General features: G+C 36.5%; 22 protein-coding genes. 12 read left to right on the top strand and 10 right to left on the bottom strand.

Annotation, left to right across the window (positions count from 1 at the left end):
• Window positions 1-85 precede the first annotated feature (85 nt).
• The 5 genes from AC3FI7_RS13745 (at window position 86) to AC3FI7_RS13725 (ending at window position 3887) form a co-directional block, all read left to right on the top strand.
• Window positions 86-991: a transcription antitermination protein NusB gene (locus AC3FI7_RS13745; RefSeq protein WP_002976290.1), complete on the top strand. Its 906-nt coding sequence runs from the start codon at window positions 86-88 to the stop codon at window positions 989-991.
• Window position 992: 1 nt separating this feature from the next.
• On the top strand, window positions 993-1496 hold the full coding sequence (locus tag AC3FI7_RS13740) for a DUF1573 domain-containing protein (protein ID WP_343659969.1): 504 nt from the start codon (window positions 993-995) through the stop codon (window positions 1494-1496).
• A 10-nt stretch (window positions 1497-1506) separates the two neighbouring features.
• Window positions 1507-1866: a preprotein translocase subunit YajC gene (yajC, locus tag AC3FI7_RS13735; protein ID WP_002976292.1), complete on the top strand. Its 360-nt coding sequence runs from the start codon at window positions 1507-1509 to the stop codon at window positions 1864-1866.
• Between the two features lie 167 nt (window positions 1867-2033).
• Window positions 2034-2768, top strand: a complete 735-nt coding sequence (locus tag AC3FI7_RS13730) for an SDR family NAD(P)-dependent oxidoreductase (RefSeq protein ID WP_491460323.1) — start codon at window positions 2034-2036, stop codon at window positions 2766-2768.
• Between the two features lie 273 nt (window positions 2769-3041).
• The gene (locus AC3FI7_RS13725; protein WP_491460322.1) at window positions 3042-3887 is read left to right on the top strand and encodes a mechanosensitive ion channel family protein; all 846 of its coding nucleotides are present in this window, start codon (window positions 3042-3044) and stop codon (window positions 3885-3887) included.
• A 71-nt stretch (window positions 3888-3958) separates the two neighbouring features.
• Here the strand turns inward: AC3FI7_RS13725 and AC3FI7_RS13720 are convergent, their stop codons facing one another.
• From AC3FI7_RS13720 to ku, 4 genes are all read right to left on the bottom strand, one after another.
• Window positions 3959-4492 (bottom strand): hypothetical protein, encoded by a 534-nt coding sequence (locus AC3FI7_RS13720; RefSeq protein ID WP_142725442.1) that lies wholly within the window; start codon window positions 4490-4492, stop codon window positions 3959-3961.
• Between the two features lie 29 nt (window positions 4493-4521).
• Entirely contained in the window at window positions 4522-6393 is a 1872-nt protein-coding gene (gene ligD / locus AC3FI7_RS13715) for a DNA ligase D (protein WP_491460321.1), read from the bottom strand.
• Between the two features lie 71 nt (window positions 6394-6464).
• Window positions 6465-7070, bottom strand: a complete 606-nt coding sequence (locus tag AC3FI7_RS13710) for a DNA polymerase ligase N-terminal domain-containing protein (protein WP_491460320.1) — start codon at window positions 7068-7070, stop codon at window positions 6465-6467.
• Window positions 7070-7855 carry a non-homologous end joining protein Ku gene (gene ku, locus AC3FI7_RS13705; RefSeq protein WP_343659961.1) on the bottom strand — a complete coding sequence of 262 codons (786 nt, stop codon included), beginning with the start codon at window positions 7853-7855 and terminating at the stop codon, window positions 7070-7072. Before ku ends, AC3FI7_RS13710 begins: the two co-directional genes overlap by 1 nt.
• Window positions 7856-7999: 144 nt before the next feature.
• Between ku and AC3FI7_RS13700 the strand changes: the two genes are divergently transcribed.
• On the top strand, window positions 8000-8569 hold the full coding sequence (locus AC3FI7_RS13700; RefSeq protein WP_343659960.1) for a Crp/Fnr family transcriptional regulator: 570 nt from the start codon (window positions 8000-8002) through the stop codon (window positions 8567-8569).
• 161 nt (window positions 8570-8730) lie between these two features.
• On the top strand, window positions 8731-10002 hold the full coding sequence (locus AC3FI7_RS13695; protein ID WP_491460319.1) for an adenylosuccinate synthase: 1272 nt from the start codon (window positions 8731-8733) through the stop codon (window positions 10000-10002).
• A 38-nt stretch (window positions 10003-10040) separates the two neighbouring features.
• Here AC3FI7_RS13695 and AC3FI7_RS13690 read toward each other — a convergent pair whose 3' ends face one another.
• The 4 genes from AC3FI7_RS13690 to AC3FI7_RS13675 form a co-directional block, all read right to left on the bottom strand.
• Window positions 10041-10646 (bottom strand): hypothetical protein, encoded by a 606-nt coding sequence (locus tag AC3FI7_RS13690; RefSeq protein ID WP_491460318.1) that lies wholly within the window; start codon window positions 10644-10646, stop codon window positions 10041-10043.
• Window positions 10647-10839: 193 nt separating this feature from the next.
• A complete protein-coding gene (locus AC3FI7_RS13685; protein WP_491460317.1) occupies window positions 10840-12171 on the bottom strand; it encodes a M12 family metallopeptidase in 1332 nt (443 codons plus the stop codon).
• 396 nt (window positions 12172-12567) lie between these two features.
• Window positions 12568-14322: an aspartate--tRNA ligase gene (gene aspS / locus AC3FI7_RS13680; protein WP_142725434.1), complete on the bottom strand. Its 1755-nt coding sequence runs from the start codon at window positions 14320-14322 to the stop codon at window positions 12568-12570.
• Window positions 14323-14459: 137 nt separating this feature from the next.
• A complete protein-coding gene (locus AC3FI7_RS13675; protein ID WP_142725433.1) occupies window positions 14460-14822 on the bottom strand; it encodes an ankyrin repeat domain-containing protein in 363 nt (120 codons plus the stop codon).
• 112 nt (window positions 14823-14934) lie between these two features.
• Between AC3FI7_RS13675 and AC3FI7_RS13670 the strand changes: the two genes are divergently transcribed.
• Both AC3FI7_RS13670 and AC3FI7_RS13665 read left to right on the top strand, forming a co-directional pair.
• A complete protein-coding gene (locus tag AC3FI7_RS13670; RefSeq protein ID WP_491460316.1) occupies window positions 14935-16329 on the top strand; it encodes an MATE family efflux transporter in 1395 nt (464 codons plus the stop codon).
• Window positions 16330-16556: 227 nt separating this feature from the next.
• Entirely contained in the window at window positions 16557-16676 is a 120-nt protein-coding gene (locus AC3FI7_RS13665) for a 30S ribosomal protein THX (protein ID WP_142725431.1), read from the top strand.
• 56 nt (window positions 16677-16732) lie between these two features.
• On the opposite strand, the gene AC3FI7_RS13660 is transcribed toward AC3FI7_RS13665, so the two are convergent.
• Both AC3FI7_RS13660 and AC3FI7_RS13655 read right to left on the bottom strand, forming a co-directional pair.
• Window positions 16733-17389 (bottom strand): DUF937 domain-containing protein, encoded by a 657-nt coding sequence (locus AC3FI7_RS13660; RefSeq protein ID WP_291900119.1) that lies wholly within the window; start codon window positions 17387-17389, stop codon window positions 16733-16735.
• Between the two features lie 108 nt (window positions 17390-17497).
• Entirely contained in the window at window positions 17498-18007 is a 510-nt protein-coding gene (locus AC3FI7_RS13655) for a DUF2480 family protein (RefSeq protein WP_491460315.1), read from the bottom strand.
• 78 nt (window positions 18008-18085) lie between these two features.
• Between AC3FI7_RS13655 and lpxB the strand changes: the two genes are divergently transcribed.
• The 3 genes from lpxB to AC3FI7_RS13640 all read left to right on the top strand — a co-directional run bounded on the left by lpxB (window position 18086) and on the right by AC3FI7_RS13640 (window position 22237).
• Window positions 18086-19189 carry a lipid-A-disaccharide synthase gene (gene lpxB, locus AC3FI7_RS13650; RefSeq protein WP_291900114.1) on the top strand — a complete coding sequence of 368 codons (1104 nt, stop codon included), beginning with the start codon at window positions 18086-18088 and terminating at the stop codon, window positions 19187-19189.
• Window positions 19190-19230: 41 nt separating this feature from the next.
• A complete protein-coding gene (locus AC3FI7_RS13645) occupies window positions 19231-20322 on the top strand; it encodes a glycoside hydrolase family 99 protein (RefSeq protein WP_491460314.1) in 1092 nt (363 codons plus the stop codon).
• A 142-nt stretch (window positions 20323-20464) separates the two neighbouring features.
• On the top strand, window positions 20465-22237 hold the full coding sequence (locus tag AC3FI7_RS13640; RefSeq protein WP_491460313.1) for a ComEC/Rec2 family competence protein: 1773 nt from the start codon (window positions 20465-20467) through the stop codon (window positions 22235-22237).
• Window positions 22238-22307 lie beyond the last annotated feature (70 nt).

Here is a 22307-nt window from a genome sequence, read left to right as displayed (position 1 = left end):
TGACAAAATTACAAAAATGTCATCACACTACGAATTTCATCAATTTTAAATTTTGTATCTTTGCACCCATAAAAAAGCTCTTTGAATGTTAGGAAGACGACAAATCCGTGAAAAAGTAGTACAGACCGTGTATTCATACTACCAGAATCCTGTAAAATTTGATGTTTTAGAGAAAAACATGTTTGCTGGGATAGAGAAAATCTATTATCTGTACATCTACCAGCTCAATTTTTTGGTAGCTCTGAAAGAATTGGCAGAACATCAGATCGAAATTGGTAAGAATAAGTTTCTTAAGACTGATGCTGATATCAATCCTAACCAAAAATTCATCAACAACCAGGTATTGCTTAAACTGGAAGAGAATCCTGAAAGATTATTTTTTACAGGCCAGCATAAGCAGTTGAAATGGGATATGCATGATGATTTATTGGTCAAAACTTTCCAAAGAATTACTGCAGGGAAACGTTATCAGGATTTCATGAAAGAAGAAGGATACTCCTTTGAAGAAGATCAGAAATTTATCGGTAAATTATTTTTAAGATATATCGCTGAAAATGAGGATTTTCATGATTATCTGGGGGATAAGGAACTTTCATGGTATGATGATATCCACATTGCCAACTCAATGGTGCAGAAGACTATTGGTTTCCTGAGAGAGGATGAAGAAAGCAGAACTTTAATCAAAATGATTAAAGATGAGGATGATAAAACTTTTGCTGCAAAACTGTTGAAAGATACACTGAACAATTGGGAAAACAACGAGAAGAAACTGGAAGAAAGACTTGAAAACTGGGATCTGGAAAGAGTTTCTTTAATGGATAAAGTAATTTTGTCTACGGCGATTGCTGAACTTGATAACTTTGCTTTCACGCCTTCAAGAGTCATCATTAATGAATATATTGAAATTGCAAAAGTATTTGCTACAGACCGTTCCAATATTTTCATCAATGGTATTTTAGATAAATATTGTAAAGATCAAAATAGAATATAAAATGAAAAAGACGTTATCAATTATCGCCTTGTCAATTATAGGCTTTGGGTTAGTTTCATGTAAAAAAGAAAACAAGGAAACTCAAGGTACTGAAACTGCAACTACTGATTCTGCAGCTACAACTCCGTTACTTGTTGATTCTACAAGAACTTCTGTAACTCATGATAAAGCGGCTCCGGTTTCTAACGAACCATCTACCTCTGTTGCTTTATCTGAAAACAGCTTTGATTTCGGAAAAATCAAAAAAGGAGATAAAGTAGAGCACGTATATGAAATTACCAATACAGGGAAAAACCCCTTGATTATTTCTGAAGTGAAGCCAGGGTGCGGATGTACAGCTCCGGACTTTACAAAAGAACCGATTATGCCTGGTAAAAAAGGTAAAGTGACATTGCATTTTGATTCTTCAAGCTTTGACGGAAATGTTCAGAAATATGCTGATGTTTTTGCAAACGTAGAAAAATCTCCAATCAGATTAACGTTCACTGCGAACATTCAACCTTAACAATTAAGATATGCTGACATTATTTTTACAGGCACAGCCACAAGGATCTTCATCAATGATGCTGATTATGATGGGTGTGATGTTTGTAGGGTTTTACTTCCTGATGATAAGACCTCAGATGAGAAAACAGAAGCAGGAAAAGAATTTTCAGGAAAACCTTAAAGTAGGAACAAGAGTAGTCCTTACATCAGGTCTTCATGGAAGAATTGCTCAGGTGCAGGATGACGGTTTTGTCATTGAAACTTTATCCGGAAAGCTGAAATTCGAAAAAGCTGCGGTTTCAAGAGAAATGACTGAAGCTCGTTTTGGAGCAAAATCTGCGGATAAAGCAGACGATAAAAAAGAAACAGCCACTGAAGAAAAGAAATAATTCAGTCTGAAGATATTTTGCTGCGGCGGGTGAACTTTGTTCACCCGCCGCAGCTTTTTTTGTATAAGGTTTGATCTCATAAATCATATTTTCTTGGTGGCCTTTTGTGCCTATTTGTGGAATCAATTAATAGGATTAGTGTTTAATAAAAAAATTATCTTTGTTCTATGAGTCAAAACACAAACAAAACAGTTCTTATACTTGGTGCTAATTCAGATGTTGCTAAACAATGCATAAAACAATACCTTGAAAAAGGATTTTCAGTGATTGCTGCTTCCAGAAATACTACCTCACTGGAAAATTTTATCAGCTCAAACAATCTGGATCAGTCAAGAGTTTCTGTTCTGTATTTTGATGCTGCAGATTTTGATTCTCATCAGAAATTCTATTCTGATCTTGCAGTAAAACCTCATATTGTGGTATATGCAGCAGGCTTTTTAGTAGATAATCAAAAAGCTTTAGCAGACTTTAAGGGCGCCAGACAAATGATGGAGGTCAATTATATGGGTGGAGTGTCCATTCTGAGTATTATTGCAATCGATAACAGTAATAAGAATCTGGAAAGAATTATTGGACTTTCTTCATTATCCGGAGTAAGAGGAAGAAAGAGTAATTTTGTCTATGGAAGCACAAAAGCCGCATTTACGCAGTTCCTGGCCGGACTAAGACAGGAACTGGCTGCCCGTAAAATCATTGTAAATGCTTTGGTCATCGGTTATATCAGAACCAAAATCAATGAAGGGCTGGAGTTGAATGAATCATTGATTATGGAGCCTGATTATGTGGCAAAATTTATTGTCAATGCAGGAAGCTCTTTTACCATTGTTCCAAACTTTAAATGGAAAGTTATTTACCATATTCTTAGGCTTTTACCAGAAAGTCTGGCAGCAAAATTACCTTAAGCGATATTGGATTGATTGTGGTTTTCTTTGAAGTTGCCACACTTCGGTACCGTTTTTGTAATTCTATGACCCGAAAATTATTTCTTCCTGCAAGATTCAATTTCTGAATAATTATTGAGTAAAGCTGAACATTCCGTTCTGCTTCCAATCTATTTTAAGAATCAATAGGATTTACTTTTGCTTAAGTAGGGAAAGGTAAAACTCTTATATAATCTTGTAAAAGATGTCAATAGTTTATTGATATACATTATAAAACACATACGCAATACAAAAATGGACGATTTAGAACTGAACAAGATTCAACAGCATTGGGATACATTAATCTCTTCAGCAATTTCATGGGCACCTAGAGTTTTTACTGCAATTATTTCTGCATTATTGATCTACCTTATTGGAACATGGATGATCAGAATGATTAAAAAGCTGATTGAAAAAGCTTTCAAAAAACGAAATATGGAAGCTTCTCTTCAGCATTTTCTTTTAAATATAATCAATTGGGGACTGAATATTCTGTTGTTCATTGTTGTTGTAACGCAGCTGGGAGTACAGACTTCTGCATTTGTTGCCATGATTGGTGCTGCCGGTTTGGCTGTAGGTTTGGCGTTACAGGGATCCCTGACGAATTTTGCCGGTGGAATTTTAATTTTATTATTAAAGCCTTTTAAGATCGGAGATTTCATTTCTACCAGTTCCGGAGTTTCAGGAACGGTACAGGCAATCGATATTTTTCATACAAAACTGATTACACCACAAAATCAGCTGATTGTTATTCCTAACGGAGTAGTGTCAAATAATAGCATTACCAATTTTACTCAGCTGGGAACAAGGAGAACATCATTGGATATCGGAGTTGCCTATGATGCGGATTTAAAACAGACCAAGGAAATTCTGATGCAAGTCATTAAAAAGAATCAATATGCGCTCTCAACTCCTGCGCCACAGGTAATGGTAACAGAACTTGGAGAAAGTGCTGTCAATTTATCCGTAAGAGTGAGTACTTCCACAGAAAATTTCTGGTTGATGAACGAAGAATTGATTATTGATTGTAAAGAAGCTCTCGATAAAGCAGGAATCGGAATTCCTTTTCCGCAAAGAGATGTACATATTTACAATAAGTAATTCATTGATATAAAAAACACCTGTATTGTTTAATGCAGGTGTTTTTTTATTCTTTACAATTCAAATGGAAATTATTTACCTTTTGGTCTTGCTTTACTTTTTAAAAAATCAAGAATTTCCTCATATTGATTGGTTTCTTCTTTACTGACAAGGTAAGTGAAGACTGAACCTAATTCAATATGGATGAATATGATTTTATTCGAAACTTCATAGGTGACTTTTTTCCAGATACTTCTTACATCAAACTGTTCACTTTTGATAAGAATGCTGTCTTCATCAAAATATAATTCTGTTATAGCATGGTAACCTTTCAACTCATCAATATGTTTATCTAGTTTAATGGAATAATTAGCCTTCTGATAAAAAAAGTAGATAACATAGAAAATGCAGATTACCCCGGAAAATATAAATGCAAATCGTAAAAAATCATACCTGCTTTTATTACCGATAAGACTATCAAAAACAAAAAGAGCAAGAAGAGTGTAACATAAATTTCTAAAAATAGTGGGGAGTTTCTTTTTCCATGAATAATAAAAATATTTCCACAATTGGTTACGTACAATATTTTCATTAAAAGTTACCGGAACATTCAATGTGTTTTCCATGATTATAATTTCCGGCAAAAGTATATAAATTATTCAATATTTTGCAGCAATTCCAGGGCTTTTATCATATCAATTCCCTTACCCAAGACTGGTTTGAACAAATCGCCTTTTTCTTTGATTCTGTCCAGAGCATTATTAATATTAAAATCTGCAGGTTTCAGCCCAGGTTTCAGTTCATCCCAATCCAAAGGCATAGAGACTGAGGCTCCCTGCTTGGGTCTTAAGCTGTAGGCGCTTGCCAGAGTTTGACCTGTTCTGTTCTGCAGATAATCGAGATAGATTTTTTGAGTATCTCTTTTCTGAAGACTTCGTTCTAAAGTAGTGAGTTTAGGAAGTCTTTCATTCACCTGTTTCATCAGGATATGAGCGAAGTCTTTTACCTGGTCAAAATCATATTTACCACCCATCGGAATATAAATATGAATACCGGTGCTTCCGGAAGTTTTACAGTAGCCTTTTATTTTGATAGCTTGTAAAACTTCATTCACCTGAAGAGCGGTTTCAATGACATCATCAAATGTATTCTTCTTTGATGGATCAAGATCCAAAACAAGATAATCAGGATGTTCAAGGTCAGGAAGTGAACTGTTCCATGGATTCATATCAATACATCCTAAATTATTCAGATAGGCCAAACTTGCTTTATCATTACAGTAAATATAATCAATGTATTTGTCATTCGATTCAGAATATACCTGCGTGGTTTTTATCCAATCCGGTATGGTGTCCCCTGCATCCTTCTGATAGAATCCCTGTTTCTCAATTCCGTTCGGAAAACGGTTCAGAGAAAGAGGACGGTTCTTTAGATAAGGTAAAATATAAGTCGCCACAGACTGGTAATAGTCAATAACATCTCCCTTCGTAATATCTTCTTTAGGAAAATAGATCTTGTCCTGATTGGTCAGTTTAACTTTATGCTTATCTAATGTGATCTCCTTTTCTTTTTCAGAATTTTCAGTTTTTTTAGATGATGTTTTTGTCTTCATTTCTTTAGGTTTTTCGGTGAAGGATGATTCCTTAATATCTTCTGGTCCTTTATCCTCTCTGACGGTTATAAAAACAGGATGTCTGAATATTCCGTCCCGGGTAATCTCAGAATATTTGATTTCGCATACCAGTTCCGGCTTGATCCAGGTTACAGGCATATTGGTTTTAGGGGTTTTTTCGAAAGGGGAGGATTGTACAATTAATTTCTCAAGTCTTTGATAAAGCTCTTTCAAAGACGTTTTATTAAATCCTGTACCTGTATGGCCGCAATACGTAAGCTTTTGATTAATGTATCTCCCCAGTATCAATGCCCCGAAACTTTCACGGGATCCTCTCGGTTCTGTAAAACCACAAATAATTACTTCTTCAGTATTTGAAAATTTTATTTTAAGCCAGTCACTGGTTCTGTGGTTTTCAATATATAAACTGTCCGCCCGCTTTGCAATCATACCTTCCAGCTGCATTTTTTTCATCTGTACAAAAAACTCAATCCCTTTTTCAGGAATATGGTCACAATATTTAATCCTATCAGTTTCAATTAAAGCTTCTTTTAAAAGTTCCTTTCGCTGAATGAGCGGAAGTTCTTCAGTAGAATGACCGTTCAGCCAGAGGAGGTCAAAAACCTGGTAAACAAGGGCTGCTCCGGGGTTATCTCCGATTTGTTGTAAAAGTTGAAAATCGGGCTTTCCCTGTTCGTCATAGGCGACAACTTCGCCATCCAGAATCATTTGATATTTCTGCTTATCGAAATCCTGGCTGATTTTATCGAATTTTGATAAAAATGAAATTCCGTTCCGGGAATAGAATAGTGGAACTTCATGAGTGAGATCTGCAATAGCTCTGTAGCCGTCCCATTTTATTTCGAAGATCCAGTCTTTATCGTTGAATGCTTCTTCGGAAAGCTTAGCCAGCATCGGTTTGATATAGGATTTAAGCTTTTTTTCGTTTGTTAAAGAGTTAAAACTTCTGAAAGGTTTCTCAGTAGTTATGACTTCTTTTTTTCCTTTATTTTTAGGCTTTTTTTTTCCTCTAAAAATTGGGTGACCAGAGATTTTGGAGAGGTATTCTCTTCAGCGTCATAAGGGCTTTCTGCAAATTCATCTTTATGTTTGATAAGCAGCCATGAATTCTCATCTGTATTTTTCATTTTGACCAGGGCAAATTCTCCTTTCAGTTTTTTACCATGCAGGATGAATTTTAAGGAACCTGCATGCAATTCTTTCAGCAGCTCTTTTTCATCAGAAAGTTTAGAATTTTCTTCCAAGGGCTCATATGTTCCGCTATCCCAGATTTCTACCTGTCCTGCACCATAATTTCCTTCGGGAATATTTCCTTCAAAATCTTTGTAATCATAGGGATGATCTTCTACCATCATCGCCAGACGTTTATCTTTTGGGTCTAATGAAGGTCCCTTCGGAACGGCCCAGCTTTTCAGCACCCCTTCCATTTCAAGGCGGAAGTCATAATGAAGTCTGCTGGCGGCATGCCTCTGAATCACAAAAATAAGCTTATCCTTACTTTTCTTTGTTTTTCCTTTAGGTTCGCTGGTCTCATCGAACTTTCGTTTTTTATGATAATCTTTAAGTGCCATTATGATGCGGATTTGGATTTGGAACTGTTCAGACTGGCCTTTAACTGTGCCATGAGGTCAATCACTTTACCTTCGTGTGCAGGCTGGGCTTTTTTCGCTTTTATGTTTTTGCCTTTTGCCTTCTGTCTGATGATCTTCATCAGTTCATCAGAATAGGTATCTTTATACATAGCGGGATCAAACTCCTGGGAAAGCTGTTCTATCAGGTTTACTGCCATTTTGAGCTCTGCAGGTTTCGGGGCTTTTTGAGCAGGGATTTTTAAGTCTGTGTAATCTCTTATTTCCTGGTCAAATCTTAAGCGGTTCAGGACCAGAATTTCATCGTTGTATGGACGTATCATTCCGATAGCTTCGCTGTCACGAAGTACAAATGTCCCGATGCCTACCATACCTGTTTTTTCAAGAGCCTTCAATAAAAGCCTGTAAGCGTTTTCTCCATTTTTCTGGGGTTCCAGATAATAAGGGGTTTCAAAATAAACACTGTCTACTTCCTCTTCTTTGACAAACTGGTCAATAGAAAGTATTTTTGTCTTTTCAGGGCTTGCCGCTTCATAATCTTCCTCATCAAGAACGATATATTTGTCGTCCATGAGGTAACCTTTAACGATGTTTTCCCATTTTACTTCTTTTCCTGTATTTTCATTGACTCTTTTGAACCGGATATTGGAAAAGTCTGATTTATCGAGCATATCGAGATCCAGTTTTGTGGTTTCTGTTGCAGAGTAAATTTTAACGGGAATGTTGACTAAACCGAAGCCAATGGCGCCGTTCCAAATTGCTTTCATTGTCTTACGTTTTTAAAAATCAAGCAATTAATATGCCGCCGGAAACTTATGTGGTACCTTTTATAAACTTTTGTTACCAAAAGACAATTGTTTTTACCAGCGACTTTTATACCTTTATATTTCCGTAATCTGCGGTTATAAAATATGAAAGAGCTTTTTACATATATCAAAAAATTCGGAATACTTAATCCTCAGGATGAACTTCTGATTGCTGAAGGAATTCAGGAAATCACAGTAAAGAAAGGGGAACCTTTTGTAGAAGCCGGGAAGGTAAGTCAAAGAATTGCTTTTGTGAAAGAGGGAGTCTTTCGTTCTTTATATTATAACAAACAGGGAGATGATTTTACCCGGTATTTCATCTATGAAGGGAGGTTTATAGGAGACTTTCAAGGTTTTACCGATCAGCTTCCTGCCCATGAAGATATTGAAGCGATTACCGATGCAGTACTATTGGTGATCGATCTTAATCATTTTAAAATTCTGGAAGAGAAAATCGCGGTATGGCCGGTTTTGTTTGCAAGGATCCACGCCTTTGTTGTAGAGAATAAACTGAAGGTGGCAAGTATCATGCTGAACCAGGATGCTAAATCCCGTTATATTCATTTTTTAAATCATTATCCGGGCCTTGCCAACAGGGTTCCGCAGTCTATGCTGGCGTCCTATTTGGGCGTTACTCCTTCGTCTCTCAGCCGCATCAGAAGAAATATAGTTTAGGTATAAGTTAGAGAGTGATAAGGTGATGTGTTTGAGCGCTTCCAGGCAAATTTTCCAATCTTAGTCAATACATTGTACAACAGAATTTTCTTTTTGCCAAATGACAATGGTCTTTCTTATTGACTGTCATAGCTTTGTCCTATAAAAATTAAAGTACGAATATGGATATTGTATTAGGATTACAATGGGGAGATGAAGGTAAAGGAAAGTTTATTGATCTGATCAGTGAAAATTATGACATTACAGCCCGTTTTAATGGCGGAGCTAACGCTGGGCATAGTATAGAGAGAAAAGGGCGGAAAATAACCCTTAAAATGATTCCTTCAGGAATCTTTATGGAAGAGGTACAGAATGTGATCGGAACAGGAACGGTCATTGATCCTGTAAGTTTTAAAAAAGAAATTCTGAATCTTCAGGTATTTGACGAAACCATTCGGCCGGAAAACAATATTATTATTTCCAAAAAATCGCACCTGGTAATGCCAACGCATAAGCTCTCGGATATTTTTATGGAACAAAGTCCTGAGTATACCACGATCGGAACTACAAAAAATGGAATTGCCCAGGCGTATTCAAACAAAATATTAAGACAGAACCTGAGAGTAGGGGATATATTTTCATCAGATTTTCAAAGCAGGGCGCAGCAGATTCTTGATAGAGATTACAAAATGCTGAAAGAAGAAGGTATGATTGTTTTGCCTGCCTTAGAAGAGATCAGTAAAGAATTTTTTGATGCGGTGGAATTCCTTAAAAAATTCAAGTGTACAGAAACTGAAATTTATCTTAACAAAGCTTTATCCGAAGGTAAAAAAGTATTGGCAGAAGGATCTCAGGCAGCGATGTTGGATATTGATCACGGTACTTACCCGTATGTAACGTCATCCTCAACAACAGCATCAGGGGCGAGTAGTGGTTTAGGTGTGTCGCCGAAAAAGATCGGTGATATTTACGGAATAGCGAAAGTGTATTGTACCCGTGTGGGAAATGGTGCATTTCCAACGGAACTTTTAGATGAATTTGGAGATGATCTCAGAATGAAAGGGAATGAATTTGGTTCCAACACAGGCCGGCCAAGAAGAATAGGATGGCTTGATCTGCCTGCCTTAAGGTATGCGGTAATGATCAATGGGGTTACTCAGCTGGTTCTGACTAAAGCAGATGTTTTGAGTGGCTTGAAATCAGTGGCGGTTTGCACCCATTATGAATTGGAAGATGGGACTATCGAAACGAGTGCTTCAACACTGCCTGAAAATGCTAAGCCTGTATTGAAAAAGATGGCTGGCTGGAATGCTGATTTCTCAGTTATGAAAAGTCCTTCAGAGCTGCCAAAAGAAGTGAATGATTTTCTATCATTTCTGGAAGCAGAATTAGAGATTCCGGTGGCTTATCTTTCGACTGGTCCTGGAAGGCAGCAAATGCTAAAAATGAAATAATTTTTTACAGATAAGAAAGCGGGATTGAGTTTCCGCTTTTATTTTTTCCAGTTTTGCAGGAACTCCAGATCAAGATAATAATGTCCGGGAATATATTTGTCAAAGTATACGGTTGTTGAAGAGTACTGATTCTTAAAAATTTCTTTTAAAGTTATTTTATCAACATTGGTATATGCTGTAAGTAAACGGCGGATAGAGTTTTCTTCCGTGTATTCTACAGTGATTTTGGTTTTTATAAATTCAATGTCTGTTTTGTTGTAAGAAATATTAACATAATCATTTTGATCTTTCCCTACACCAAAAATAAAATTTTCTATCATAGCATTTCTCAAATCTACATGACCACAGATTTTGTACCGTTTTATATCCTGAATGATCAGATCTTTATTGAAATTTTCTAGTGGAAATCCTTTTTCACTTTCGATAATAGTATGAATATAATAATAAACAGGAGCAAGAATAAGAATTCCGATTACAAAATAACCTGCTTTAAAATCTAAACTATCTTTATATTTTGAATAGCCGATCCCGTGAAATAAGGAAAAAAGGCCAACCAATCCAATGATGGTGATTGCAATGGTCCATGGCGTCCATTTTTTGTTTTTCGGGATCGGATTACTTGTTTTTTCCTCTGATTTATTCATCTGTCGAATTTTCGTTTAAATATAAAAAGCGAGGAAAGTACCCCGCTTTAAATTTATGCTTTTAAATTCAATTGTAATTCCATTTCGGCAAACTGTGCATCCTCAATAGAAGCAGGAGCGTCAATCATTACATCTCGTTCTGAATTATTCTTGGAAAGTTTATTTTCTAATCTCTTTTTTGGTATAAAAAAGTTTAGTTAACTTTTGTAAGGATAAAGCGTTGTTTTGTGGAAGGCTGAACCGTTTGGTCTGTAGTGCCAATGACAATAGGGGTGAGATTGGTTGTTGATCCATTTTTTACCTCTAATCTCAGTGCCGGCGCATTCTTGGGAGCGAATCCAAATCCATTATTTCCTAGATTGAATAATAACCATTTCTGTGCATCCGTATTAGAATTGGTTCTTAATTCAACTGCTGTTCCATTCGTTGTCCCGTTACTTTTTACGGTTAATACTTTTGTTGGATCTAATATAGATTTGATGATATAGTATCCATGGTCTGATTTGCTGAAAGTAAATCTCTGGTTATTCCCTGTAGAAGCTGAATACAGAATGATACTGGTGCCATCTGTAGTGGAACTTCCGGAAATATCTACATTTTTATCATTCGCTAAAGCTGTTTTGATTGTATAAGTTCCGTTGATTGCAGAAGTGGCATTCACAGGTCCATACAAATGATTTATTCCTGCATAATCACCGGCAGACAGACCTGTTCGTTGCTTGGTAAAAGTGGATCCATCCAGCTTAGTCATTACAGGCTGACTTGGGTCAATAGCAAAATCCGTAGACTGATACATCATGACTGAACCGAAATCAAATGCACCATATCCTGCGTAATCATTATAAAGATTGAAGTTGTGACGGCTTCCTTCTACAGCTTTGTTAACATCTACAATAATGTACTGATCTCTATCTGGGCGGCATTGCTCATGCATGATTCCCATAGAATGCATTATTTCGTGAGCAATAATTGCGGGATAAGTAATATTATAAATTTTAATACCATTGACTCTGTTCTTTTGCCATCCAAGTGGAGAACTGTTGCTCGTTGTATACGTAAAGGTAATGTATTCTGTTTGATTGGTGCGTTCTACAAACTGAACACTGGTTTGAGAAGAAATCAAATCAAACGCTTTGTTGATATTGGTAAGGAATGTATTATAATTCTGAGTGCTCATACTGCCCTGGCTGGGTAGCGTATAATAGACTGTTGCGTCAGGCCATGTCTTAATAAAGGAGCTTACAATGGTGCTTTTCTGAGCTGTTGATGCTCCAGGATCAGCCTTCACCTTTAATGTGTTAAACTGTTCGGGGCTGATCGTAATATCTTCTGCATAAAAATATTCTCCATTTACTTCATTAATGTACGTGTATTTTCCGTCGATTAATAATTTGTGAATTTTTGCATTGGCTAAATTCTGTGCTGTTGGCTCCATTGAATCTGTTTGCGTATTTTCAATGTCCGACCTGCACGAGTTCAGGGCCAAAATAAGGCATCCTGATAATAGAAATAGTTTGCTTTTCATATTATTTAATTTTGGTTTGGTGATCAGGTTGTAAAATATGAACAGCTATATTATTACCCTACGCAAAAGATTATAAAAATAAACCAATTCCTAAGTTTTGATTAAGTCTTCATTATAATTCAGCTGTATGCCGTAAATATATTAATAAAATATTATGCTTGTGTATAACATAATATAATGATTGTTTTATTGTATTTTTATTTTAAACATGTATTAATTTCGGTGGTTTCCTGTTTTTGTATTAATTTTTACTATCAGATTTTAAACTAAGTTATTTCACCGGTATTTGATATGCTTGCCAAAACTTACTTTATACCAGCATAAAAGTTTATTCTATTAACAAATTAATGAAGTGTGGTGAAATAAAAAAAGCGAGGCAAATACCCCGCTTTATATTTATGCTTTTAAATTCAATTGTAATTCTAATTCATCGAGCTGTGCATCAGCAATCGAAGCAGGCGCATCGATCATTACATCTCGTCCTGAATTGTTCTTAGGGAAAGCGATATAATCTCTGATGACTTCGTTTCCGTCAAGAATAGCTACCAAACGGTCAAACCCGAATGCCAGACCTCCATGCGGTGGCGCTCCGTATTTGAAGGCATTCATAAGGAATCCGAACTGCGCTTCAGCTTCTTCTCTGGTAAATCCTAATAAATCAAACATTTTAGACTGAAGATCTTTATCAAAAATTCTGATAGAACCTCCTCCGATTTCGTTTCCGTTCAGAACCATATCGTAAGCATTGGCTCTTGCTTTTCCAGGGTCAGTTTCCAGTAAATGGATATCTTCTGGCTTTGGAGACGTGAATGGGTGGTGCATGGCGTGGTATCTTTCTGTATCTTCATCCCACTCCAATAGAGGGAAATCAACTACCCACAGTGGTGCAAACTCATTTCCTTTTCTTAATCCCAAACGGTTTCCAAGCTCCATTCTCAAGGCTGAAAGCTGGGCTCTTACTTTATTTTCATTGCCGGAAAGAATCAGCATTAAGTCTCCTTCTTTTGCTCCGAATTTTTCGATGATTTTTGTTAAATCTTCCTCATTATAGAATTTGTTCACTGATGAGGTCTTTACTCCATCATTCTGGAATTTTACCCAAACCATTCCTGAAGCACCGATCTGAGGACGTTTTACCCAGTCAACAAGTTCATCGATCTGTTTTCTTGTATAGTCTGCACATCCTTCTACATTGATTCCGACAACCAGTTCAGCATCATCAAATATTTTAAACTCTTTTCCTTTTACCAGCTCATTCAGTTCTACGAACTCCATTCCGAAACGGATATCAGGTTTGTCATTCCCATATTTTCTCATCGCATCTGCGAATGTCATTCTTGGGAAATCCCCGAATTCCTGACCTGTAATATCTTTTAAAAGAGTTTTGGTCATTCCTTCGAATACATTCATAACATCTTCCTGCTCTACAAAAGCCATCTCACAGTCGATCTGTGTAAACTCCGGCTGTCTGTCGGCTCTTAAATCCTCATCACGGAAGCATTTTACAATCTGGAAATATTTATCCATTCCACCTACCATCAAAAGCTGTTTGAATGTTTGTGGAGACTGTGGCAATGCATAAAACTGTCCCGGATTCATTCTGCTTGGTACCACGAAGTCTCTTGCCCCTTCCGGAGTAGATTTGATCAGAACAGGAGTTTCTACTTCAATGAAACCTTCGTCAGACAAATAATTTCTTACTTTCTGTGCCATATTGTGACGGAAGATCAGTTTATCTTTTACCGGATTCCTTCTGATATCCAGATAACGGTATTTCATTCTTAATTCTTCACCACCGTCAGTTTCATCTTCAATGGTAAAAGGAGGCAGCTGAGAATCATTCAGGATTGTCAGTTTTTCTACCAGAATTTCAATTTCTCCTGTTGGAATATTAGGATTTTTGCTTACTCTCTCAATAACTCTTCCGGTAGCCTGAATCACAAATTCACGGCCCAGTTTTTTAGCCTCTTCCATCAACTGTGCTGAAGAACGCTCCTGGTCAAAAACCAGCTGGGTAATTCCGTAACGATCTCGAAGATCTACCCAAATCATAAATCCTTTATCACGGATGGTCTGTACCCATCCTGATAGTGTAACTTCTTCATTCAGATTTTTCAGAGATAGCTCTCCGTTGGTGTGTGATCGAAACATAATTATTTGTTTAAAGTTCAATATTTAAGGTCCAATTCCGAACCTTGAATTTTTCGTTGGCAAAGATAAGATTTTTGCAGGTTTTATAAATAAAAAAAACTCCCTTTCGGAAGTTTCATATATTGTTTATAGATTTTTTAATTTCTATTACCACCTCTTTCGATCAGAATTTTCTTTACTTCTTCACTACCTTTGGTGTCATCAGCTACTTCCAGTGGTGTTCTGTTCTGACATTTTTTATTAACATTGGCTTTATTGTCCAAAAGGAATCGGATAATGTTTCTTCTATCAGAAGTTATACTGAAACCAAGGGGTGAATACGATTGATTTCCAATGGTGAAGCATTTGTTGTAATCTCCTGGTGTAAACTGCTTTTTGAATGTTGCTACATCATCAGAATAAATGGCTTTCATCTTTTCCTGAGTCAGTTCCTGAGCAGAAAGCATACCCGCAGTGAGTAGCATTCCCAATAGAAAGGTAGTAGAGATTATTTTTTTCATAAGAATAATTTTTAAGAATATACAAATCTAAATTAAATTTTATTACCAATTGCTAAGTTTTGCTAATAATTGGATTTGTATTTTTGGGATTATATAAATTATTAATTGCGAAATGACAAAATATGTTGAGTTTTTGAAAAAAGCCTTCAGCGGCGAAGAAACTGATTTTACAAAAGTGAATATCAGAAGTGCTGTATTGCTTTTAGCGATTCCCATGATGCTGGAGATGGCTATGGAATCTGTATTTGCACTTGTTGATCTGTATTTTGTCGGTCATCTGAAAGAAAGTGGTTTTGCAATTCAAACTGTAGGGCTTACCGAATCTGTACTTTCTGTTATGTATTCTATTGCGATTGGGATGAGTATGGCAGCAACGGCTTTGGTAGCAAGAAGAATTGGTGAGAAAAACCCTGAACAGGCTTCCAGAAGTGCGGCGCAGGTATTGCTGGTTTCATTCGCTATTACTTTTGTTTTAAGTTTATTGGGAGTCATCTATGCAGAAGAAATTCTGATTCTGATGGGTTCTAAACCTGAAGCTGCGGCATATGGAAAAAATTTCACCAGAATTATGATGGGAAGCAGTACGGTTATTATGCTTTTATTTTTAATCAATGGTATTTTCAGAGGTGCTGGGAATGCGATGATTGCAATGAAAAGCTTATGGATCGCAAATATTGCCAATATTATTCTCTGTCCGGTTCTGATAAAAGGTCTTGGTCCTGTTCCTGCTTTGGGATTGACGGGAGCGGCTCTGGCAACCACCATAGGACGCAGTATTGGAGTCATATATCAGTTGTATCATCTTTTGATTGCAGATACTCAGATTCGTATCAGGATTCCTTATTTTAAACCGAATTATGAATTAATCAAATCCATTGTCAAAATAGCAACCCCCGGAATTTTTCAGTTTGTTATCGCCTCATGCAGCTGGATCTTCCTTGCAGAACTTGTGGCCACTACAGGAGGAGAGAATGCTTCAGCCGGTTATCAGACCGCTTTAAGGCTGATGATGTTTTTTATGCTTCCGGCTTGGGGACTGAGTAACGCTGCTTCCACTCTGGTAGGGCAGAATATGGGAGCGAATGAAATGACGAGAGCGGAACAGTCAGTAATGAAAACAGTGAAATATAATGTTATCTTTATGCTGGTGGTGAGCCTTATATTTATTTTTATGGGGAATTTTTTAGTCGGTTTTTTTACTCAGGAAATGGCTATCAAGGATTTTGCCAAAAATGCGCTTCAGATTATGAGTACCGGATTTATTTTTTATGGAATCGGAATGGTAATGATCAATGCATTCAATGGAGCGGGGGACACCTGGACTCCTACCTGGGTGAATCTTTTCGGGTTCTGGCTGTTTCAGATCCCTCTGGCCTATTTTCTTTCTAAGCACCTTGGCATGGGCCCCAAAGGAGTTTTTATTTCAATTCCGGCCGCAGAAACTTTGATTACAGTAGTCGCATTTATTCTGTTTAAGAAGGGAAAGTGGAAAACGATAAAAGTTTAAGAAGCTGAGTGCCGGAAGATGGAAGAAGGAAGTACTCAAGTACTAATACACAAATTGTTTTTAAGAATAATTGATTTAAAGATCAATAATAAAGATAGTGACCTGATAGCAACTTCCAGCCTCCCTCTTACGGCTTCCCTTTTTAATTTATAAAATTTTAACAGCCTCATTAATTGGATTTTAACAAGGTATTTTCTAAATTCGTATGATAACCAATACATATTACTATGGGAAAAGGAGATAAAAAATCAAGAAGAGGAAAAATTCATTCCGGCAGCTATGGTAAAAGAAGACCGAGAAAGGCCTCGAAATCATTTGCAGCTTCTGCAGAAAAAACAAAAAAGTAATCAAATAAAAAGACCGAAGATCAGATCTCCGGTCTTTTTTATGAAAATTAAATTAATTATTTACCTCCTAAAATATTGCCGAGGATACTGCCTAGGCCTCCGCCACCTTGCTGTTGGTTTCCGCCACCCAATACACTTCCAAGTATATCGTTCAGGGGATTTCCGGATGACTGGGATTGTCCGCCTCCTCCAAGAACACTTCCAAGAATGTCATTCAAAGGATTGGACTGCTGGGCCTGCGCCTGATTGGATGCATTTCCAAGGATTCCTCCCAAAAGATCACCCAAGCCACCTGCACTTACATTATTTTGCTGTTTTTGCTGTCCGATGTATCCCATTACAACTGGTGCCAGCATAGCAAGAATAGGACCTATTTTGTCTATTGAAATTCCAGTGTTTTGTGACAGCTGGTTTTCAACAGTACTTTTTTGTCCTCCAAAGATATGATCAAGAATAGATCCGCCTTCGGCCTGTCTTGATTCAATTTGTGAAGCGTCGTTTAGGATGCTTCCGTTATGATCTTTATCTAAAGCATTATTTAAAGCTTCCGCTTCTTTAGAATCCTGAGATTTGTTTCTAAGGTAAGAAATAATAAGAGGAGCAGCTACCGCTAATAAAGCAATTACCTGATTTTTACTGATTCCGAATTTGTTTTCAGCCTGTTCAGCAACCTGGTTGCCCGTATTCCCTGTAAGTAGGTCAATTAAACTCATTTTTGTGTTTATTAATGTTAATTAACCAAAGTTATCAAAAAATATGCCTCACAAAATCACCGTCCTTCATAATTATTGTTAAAGTTTAAAGGAGTATTTCAGTGGGCTTTAATTTTTAATAATAGGAACATTAGAGCAGGCTTCACCGAACATCAGCGATTTTACAACAGGTTTTAGCTGTTCTACCAATTCTATATAGGCATTTTCCGGGATCTCTTTATCTGAGCAGCCTTTTACCAGGACTCTTTTTCCTCTCATTTCCTCAAAATCATGAGTCTGGATAGCATTGTGCATTAAAATAACCTCAAGATCTTCACGGCTTCCAAAAACTATTTTTTTTGCCACATCTGTAAGTTTTGCGGTTAAAACAAAATAAGCCCAAAGCGGAATAATGGTGTCTACAGAATTATAAATGTATATATAAGCGTCTTTATACTGTTCAGTATCGATAGCATCAACCTTTTCACGGAAATCTTTTTCTTTCAGGATCATTTCCTGAAAAAGGAAATCTTTAAGGTCAATACCCTTTCTTTCCCCTTTTGGCAGTAAAGTGGTAAGGTCAAAATTGATAAGGCCGCTTTCAGCAACTTTATTCCGGATTTCAAATTCTTCTGACATTTTTTATCATTATCTTTGAACAAATTTACGAATTAAGATCATATCTATTTTAATTTGTTCTCTATCCTTACTATAGAAATGAAGTATTATATTATTGCAGGAGAAGCTTCCGGTGATTTGCATGGAAGTAACCTGATGAAAGCCTTAAAGCACAAGGATCCGAATGCAGAGTTCAGATTTTGGGGCGGTGATCTGATGAAAGCTCAGGGCGGTACATTGGTAAAACATTATCGTGACCTTGCTTTTATGGGATTCCTGGAAGTTGTGATGAATCTCAGGACAATTCTGAATAATATTAAATTCTGTAAAGAGGATATTCAGAAGAACAGACCTGATGTTCTGATTCTGGTTGATTATCCGGGCTTCAATCTGAGAATTGCCAGATTTGCAAAAGAACTCGGAATCAAAGTTATTTATTATATTTCCCCACAACTTTGGGCGTGGAAAGAAGGCCGTGTAGAGATCATCAAAAAATATGTGGATGAAATGATGGTTATTCTTCCTTTTGAAGAAGATTTTTACAGAAAACATGGCGTACATTCCCATTTTGTTGGCCATCCTTTGCTGGATGCTATTTCGGATCTGCAGGAAATCAGTATTGAAAAATTCAAATCCGAAAATGGATTGAACGGAAAGGAAATCATTGCATTATTGCCGGGCTCCAGAAAACAGGAAGTGGAAAAGATGCTCGAAATTATGCTTTCTGTAAGGCCAAATTTTCAAAACTTCCAGTTTGTCATCGCCGGAGCACCGAGTCTTCCTAAAGAATTTTATCAGAAATATGTGGATGATAATGTTCATTTTGTTTCCAATAAAACATATGACCTGCTGCGATGTTCCAAAGCCGCACTTGTTACGTCCGGAACGGCTACGCTGGAAACTGCTTTACTGAATATTCCTGAGGTAGTGTGCTATCGTGGCAGCAAGGTTTCTTATGCTATTGCTAAAAGGCTGGTTAAAAATATCAATTATATCTCCCTGGTCAATCTGATTATGGACAGAGAAGTGGTAAAAGAACTGATTCAAAATGATCTGAATACTAAAAACCTGGTAGAAGAACTCCATAAAATTCTGGCGGGGGAGAAAAGAGAACAGGTTTTGAATGACTATAGCCTTTTGAGAGAGAAGCTGGGAGGAAAAGGAGCCAGTGAACATGCTGCTGAGGTAATATTAAAAGTATAGTTTAACCGCAGCTTTTTGAGAAATTAATCTACTTTTTAATTATGAATTATTTTTTCCGTCTTCTGCTATTACTGACGTTTACATTATTTTTCTCAAACGGTTCTGCCCAGCAGAACAATGGAAGAGACAGAGTTCAGATTTTTTATTATGGCTGGTATGGAAATCCGGAAACGGATGGAAGTTATCAGCACTGGAATCATGATATCCTTCCTCACTGGAGCAACCCGAAGTGGAACAACCTGGGACATCACCAGGGGGGAGATGATATTGGTGCTAATTTTTATCCGGCCCTTGGAAATTATAGCTCCAATGACCCGAAGATCATTGAAAAACATATGAAAATGATCAAAGAGTCCGGAGTAGGAGTCGTTGTGGTAAGCTGGCTTGGAAAAGATTCGTTCACCGATAAAAGTCTCATCAAATATCTGGATATTGCAGACCGTTTTGATCTAAAAATTGCATTTCACATAGAGCCGTTCTATAAAAATACTTCAGAATTAAAAGACCAGCTGTCTTATCTCGTAAAAACCTATTCTCATCATCATGCTTTTTATAAAAAAGAGGGTAAACCGCTTTTTTATATCTATGACAGTTATAAGATTCCTAAAGAAGAATGGGCTAAACTGCTGTCCGGAAACGGAGAGAAAACCGTTAGAAATACAGAATTGGATGCGCTTTACATTGGATTGTGGGTTGAAAAGGATGATGCAAAATTTTTTGACTCAGCAGGCTTTGACGGTTTCTATACCTATTTTGCCAGCGAAGGCTTTGTATATGGAAGCACAACGGCTAATTGGGACTTTATGGCCCACTACGCCAAAGATCATCATCTGATTTTTATCCCTTGTGTAGGCCCCGGTTATTCAGATACAAGAATACGTCCATGGAATGAAGCGAATTTCAAAAGCAGAGACAGTGGAAAGTATTACGAAAGCATGTTTGATGCCGCGATCAAAGTAAATCCTGATTTTATTGGAATCACATCATTTAATGAATGGCATGAAGGGACACAGATAGAACCCGCCATTCCTAAAAAAGCGGGGGATTTCAAATATGAAGATTATGGGAAAGATCCGTTATTTTATATCAAAGAAACAAAGCGTTTGACGGATAAATTTCTGAAAAAGAAATAACTTACTTTTAAATAATTTTTTTTTAGTAAAAAATTAAGTGCTCTGTTAAATTCATTTGAAGAAGAGGGAGTGCTTATTTGGTTATTCAAGGGATGATTTGTGATTAATTAATTACCTATTTTATCAGGATAATTAATTGATATTGCAAAAACAACCTCTTCTTATTCTCGCTGTATGTTTTATTCTTGGGATTCTTTTTCAGGAAAAGATATTGCTGAGTCAGTCCGTTGTTCATTGGCTGGTTGCAATTTGTCTAGCTCTGCTGGTTTTAATTGGTTTTCATTCTTACTTTCTGCACAAAATCAGAGCTGTTCTGTTAGGGATTTTGTTCTTTTGGGCAGGAGTTATTCTTCACTTTTATCATACTTTTTCATCAGATGATCATTTGCTGGTAAAGAAAAAACAAACCATTACTTTTAAGATTTCTCAGAAATTAAATACGACTGAAAAATATAGAAAATTTGAGGGTACCGCTCAGGCAGGCAGGATAAATTTAAATTCAGTCTTTTATATTCCGAAAGGGGGTGAAGATCTTGATTTTATTCACTATTATAAAGCTGAGGCCTACATTACACGACCTAAGGCTCCTCAATATGATTTCCAGTTTGATTACGCCAGATACCTGAAAAGAAGGAATATTGATTATCAGATTTATATTTCAAAAGAAATACAATCTGCGGAAAGGAATGATTTGACAGTTTCAGATAAGCTGCGGCAATATAGGTTCATGATTCTCAGGAGAATTGACAAAACCGGAATGAGTGGGAAAACCAGAGAATTTTTAAAGGGTATTATTCTGGCAGACCGTACAGAGATAGATGCAGGTACTGTACAGGATTTTAACAAATCCGGGTTGGTTCATTTTCTGGCTATTTCAGGGACACATATCGTTGTTATTTTTGGAATGTTTTACTTTTTGCTGATTCGTTTTATTCCCTTAAGGTTCCGAAAATATGCTATTATTTTGAGTTTAGTTTTTATCTGGCTTTTTGCTGCTTTTATCGGATTTGGAAATTCAGTTTTGCGGTCGTGTATTATGCTGAGCATTTATTTTATTTTTGTATTGCTCCAGCGGAAACCTGATTTGCTTCATGCTTTGGCGTTATCTGCATTTTTTATTTTAATGGGTGATACGCAGCAGCTTTTTGATGTTGGATTTCAACTTAGTTTTTTGGCTGTTTTAGGAATTTACTGGCTGAATCAGCCTCTTCTTAGCTATTTCCCTAAACAGGATAATTATGTGAAAAAGATACTGTTTAATACCATAACAATATCTTTATCTGCGCAACTGGCTACATTTCCTCTCGTGCTGTATTATTTTCATCAGTTTTCATTGATCTCAATCATTGCCAACTTTGTTATAGTTCCTTTTTCTGAAATCATCATTGTGTTTTCATTCTTAATGACTGCGCTCATTTCTGCCAGCGCTGATTTTGAATTGATAAACAGGTTATATGATTTTGTGATTCAGATTTTACTCAAGATGATCCATTGGTTTGCTGAGGTAGATGTATTGTTCTTTGAAAATATTCCGATGAATGGGATAGAAGTAATTTCTGTATCGGTTGTTATTTTTTTACTAAGACCTTTGATATTGAAATTTAATTTTAAAAATTCAATGGCATTGATAATGGCCGCTTTAGTATTTCTGATGATAAGATCGGGGAGTACAGCTTTTGAAAACCGTAAAGAAGAAATATTGGTTCATACCTTTGGTAAAAACAAGATTTTTTCGATAAAAACTGGTAACAGAGCCTGTTTCTGGATTCAAAATACAGAAAATAAGACCACCATTTTACGGTATATAGTGCATCCTTATTGTGCTGCCAGAAGAATAGATCATTTTGAGATAAAAAGCTTGCCACCCTCTGTTCAAAAAGTTGTTTTCAGAGATAAAATTTATGAATTGAAATAATGGTTTTTAATTTAGGTGTTTTCCTGTATTTATAATGGATGAATTCTTATTTAGAAAGATTACAAACTGT

The organism is Chryseobacterium sp. TQ-BC-N36 (genome assembly GCF_058382295.1).
This window is presented reverse-complemented; position numbering and strand designations above follow the sequence as displayed.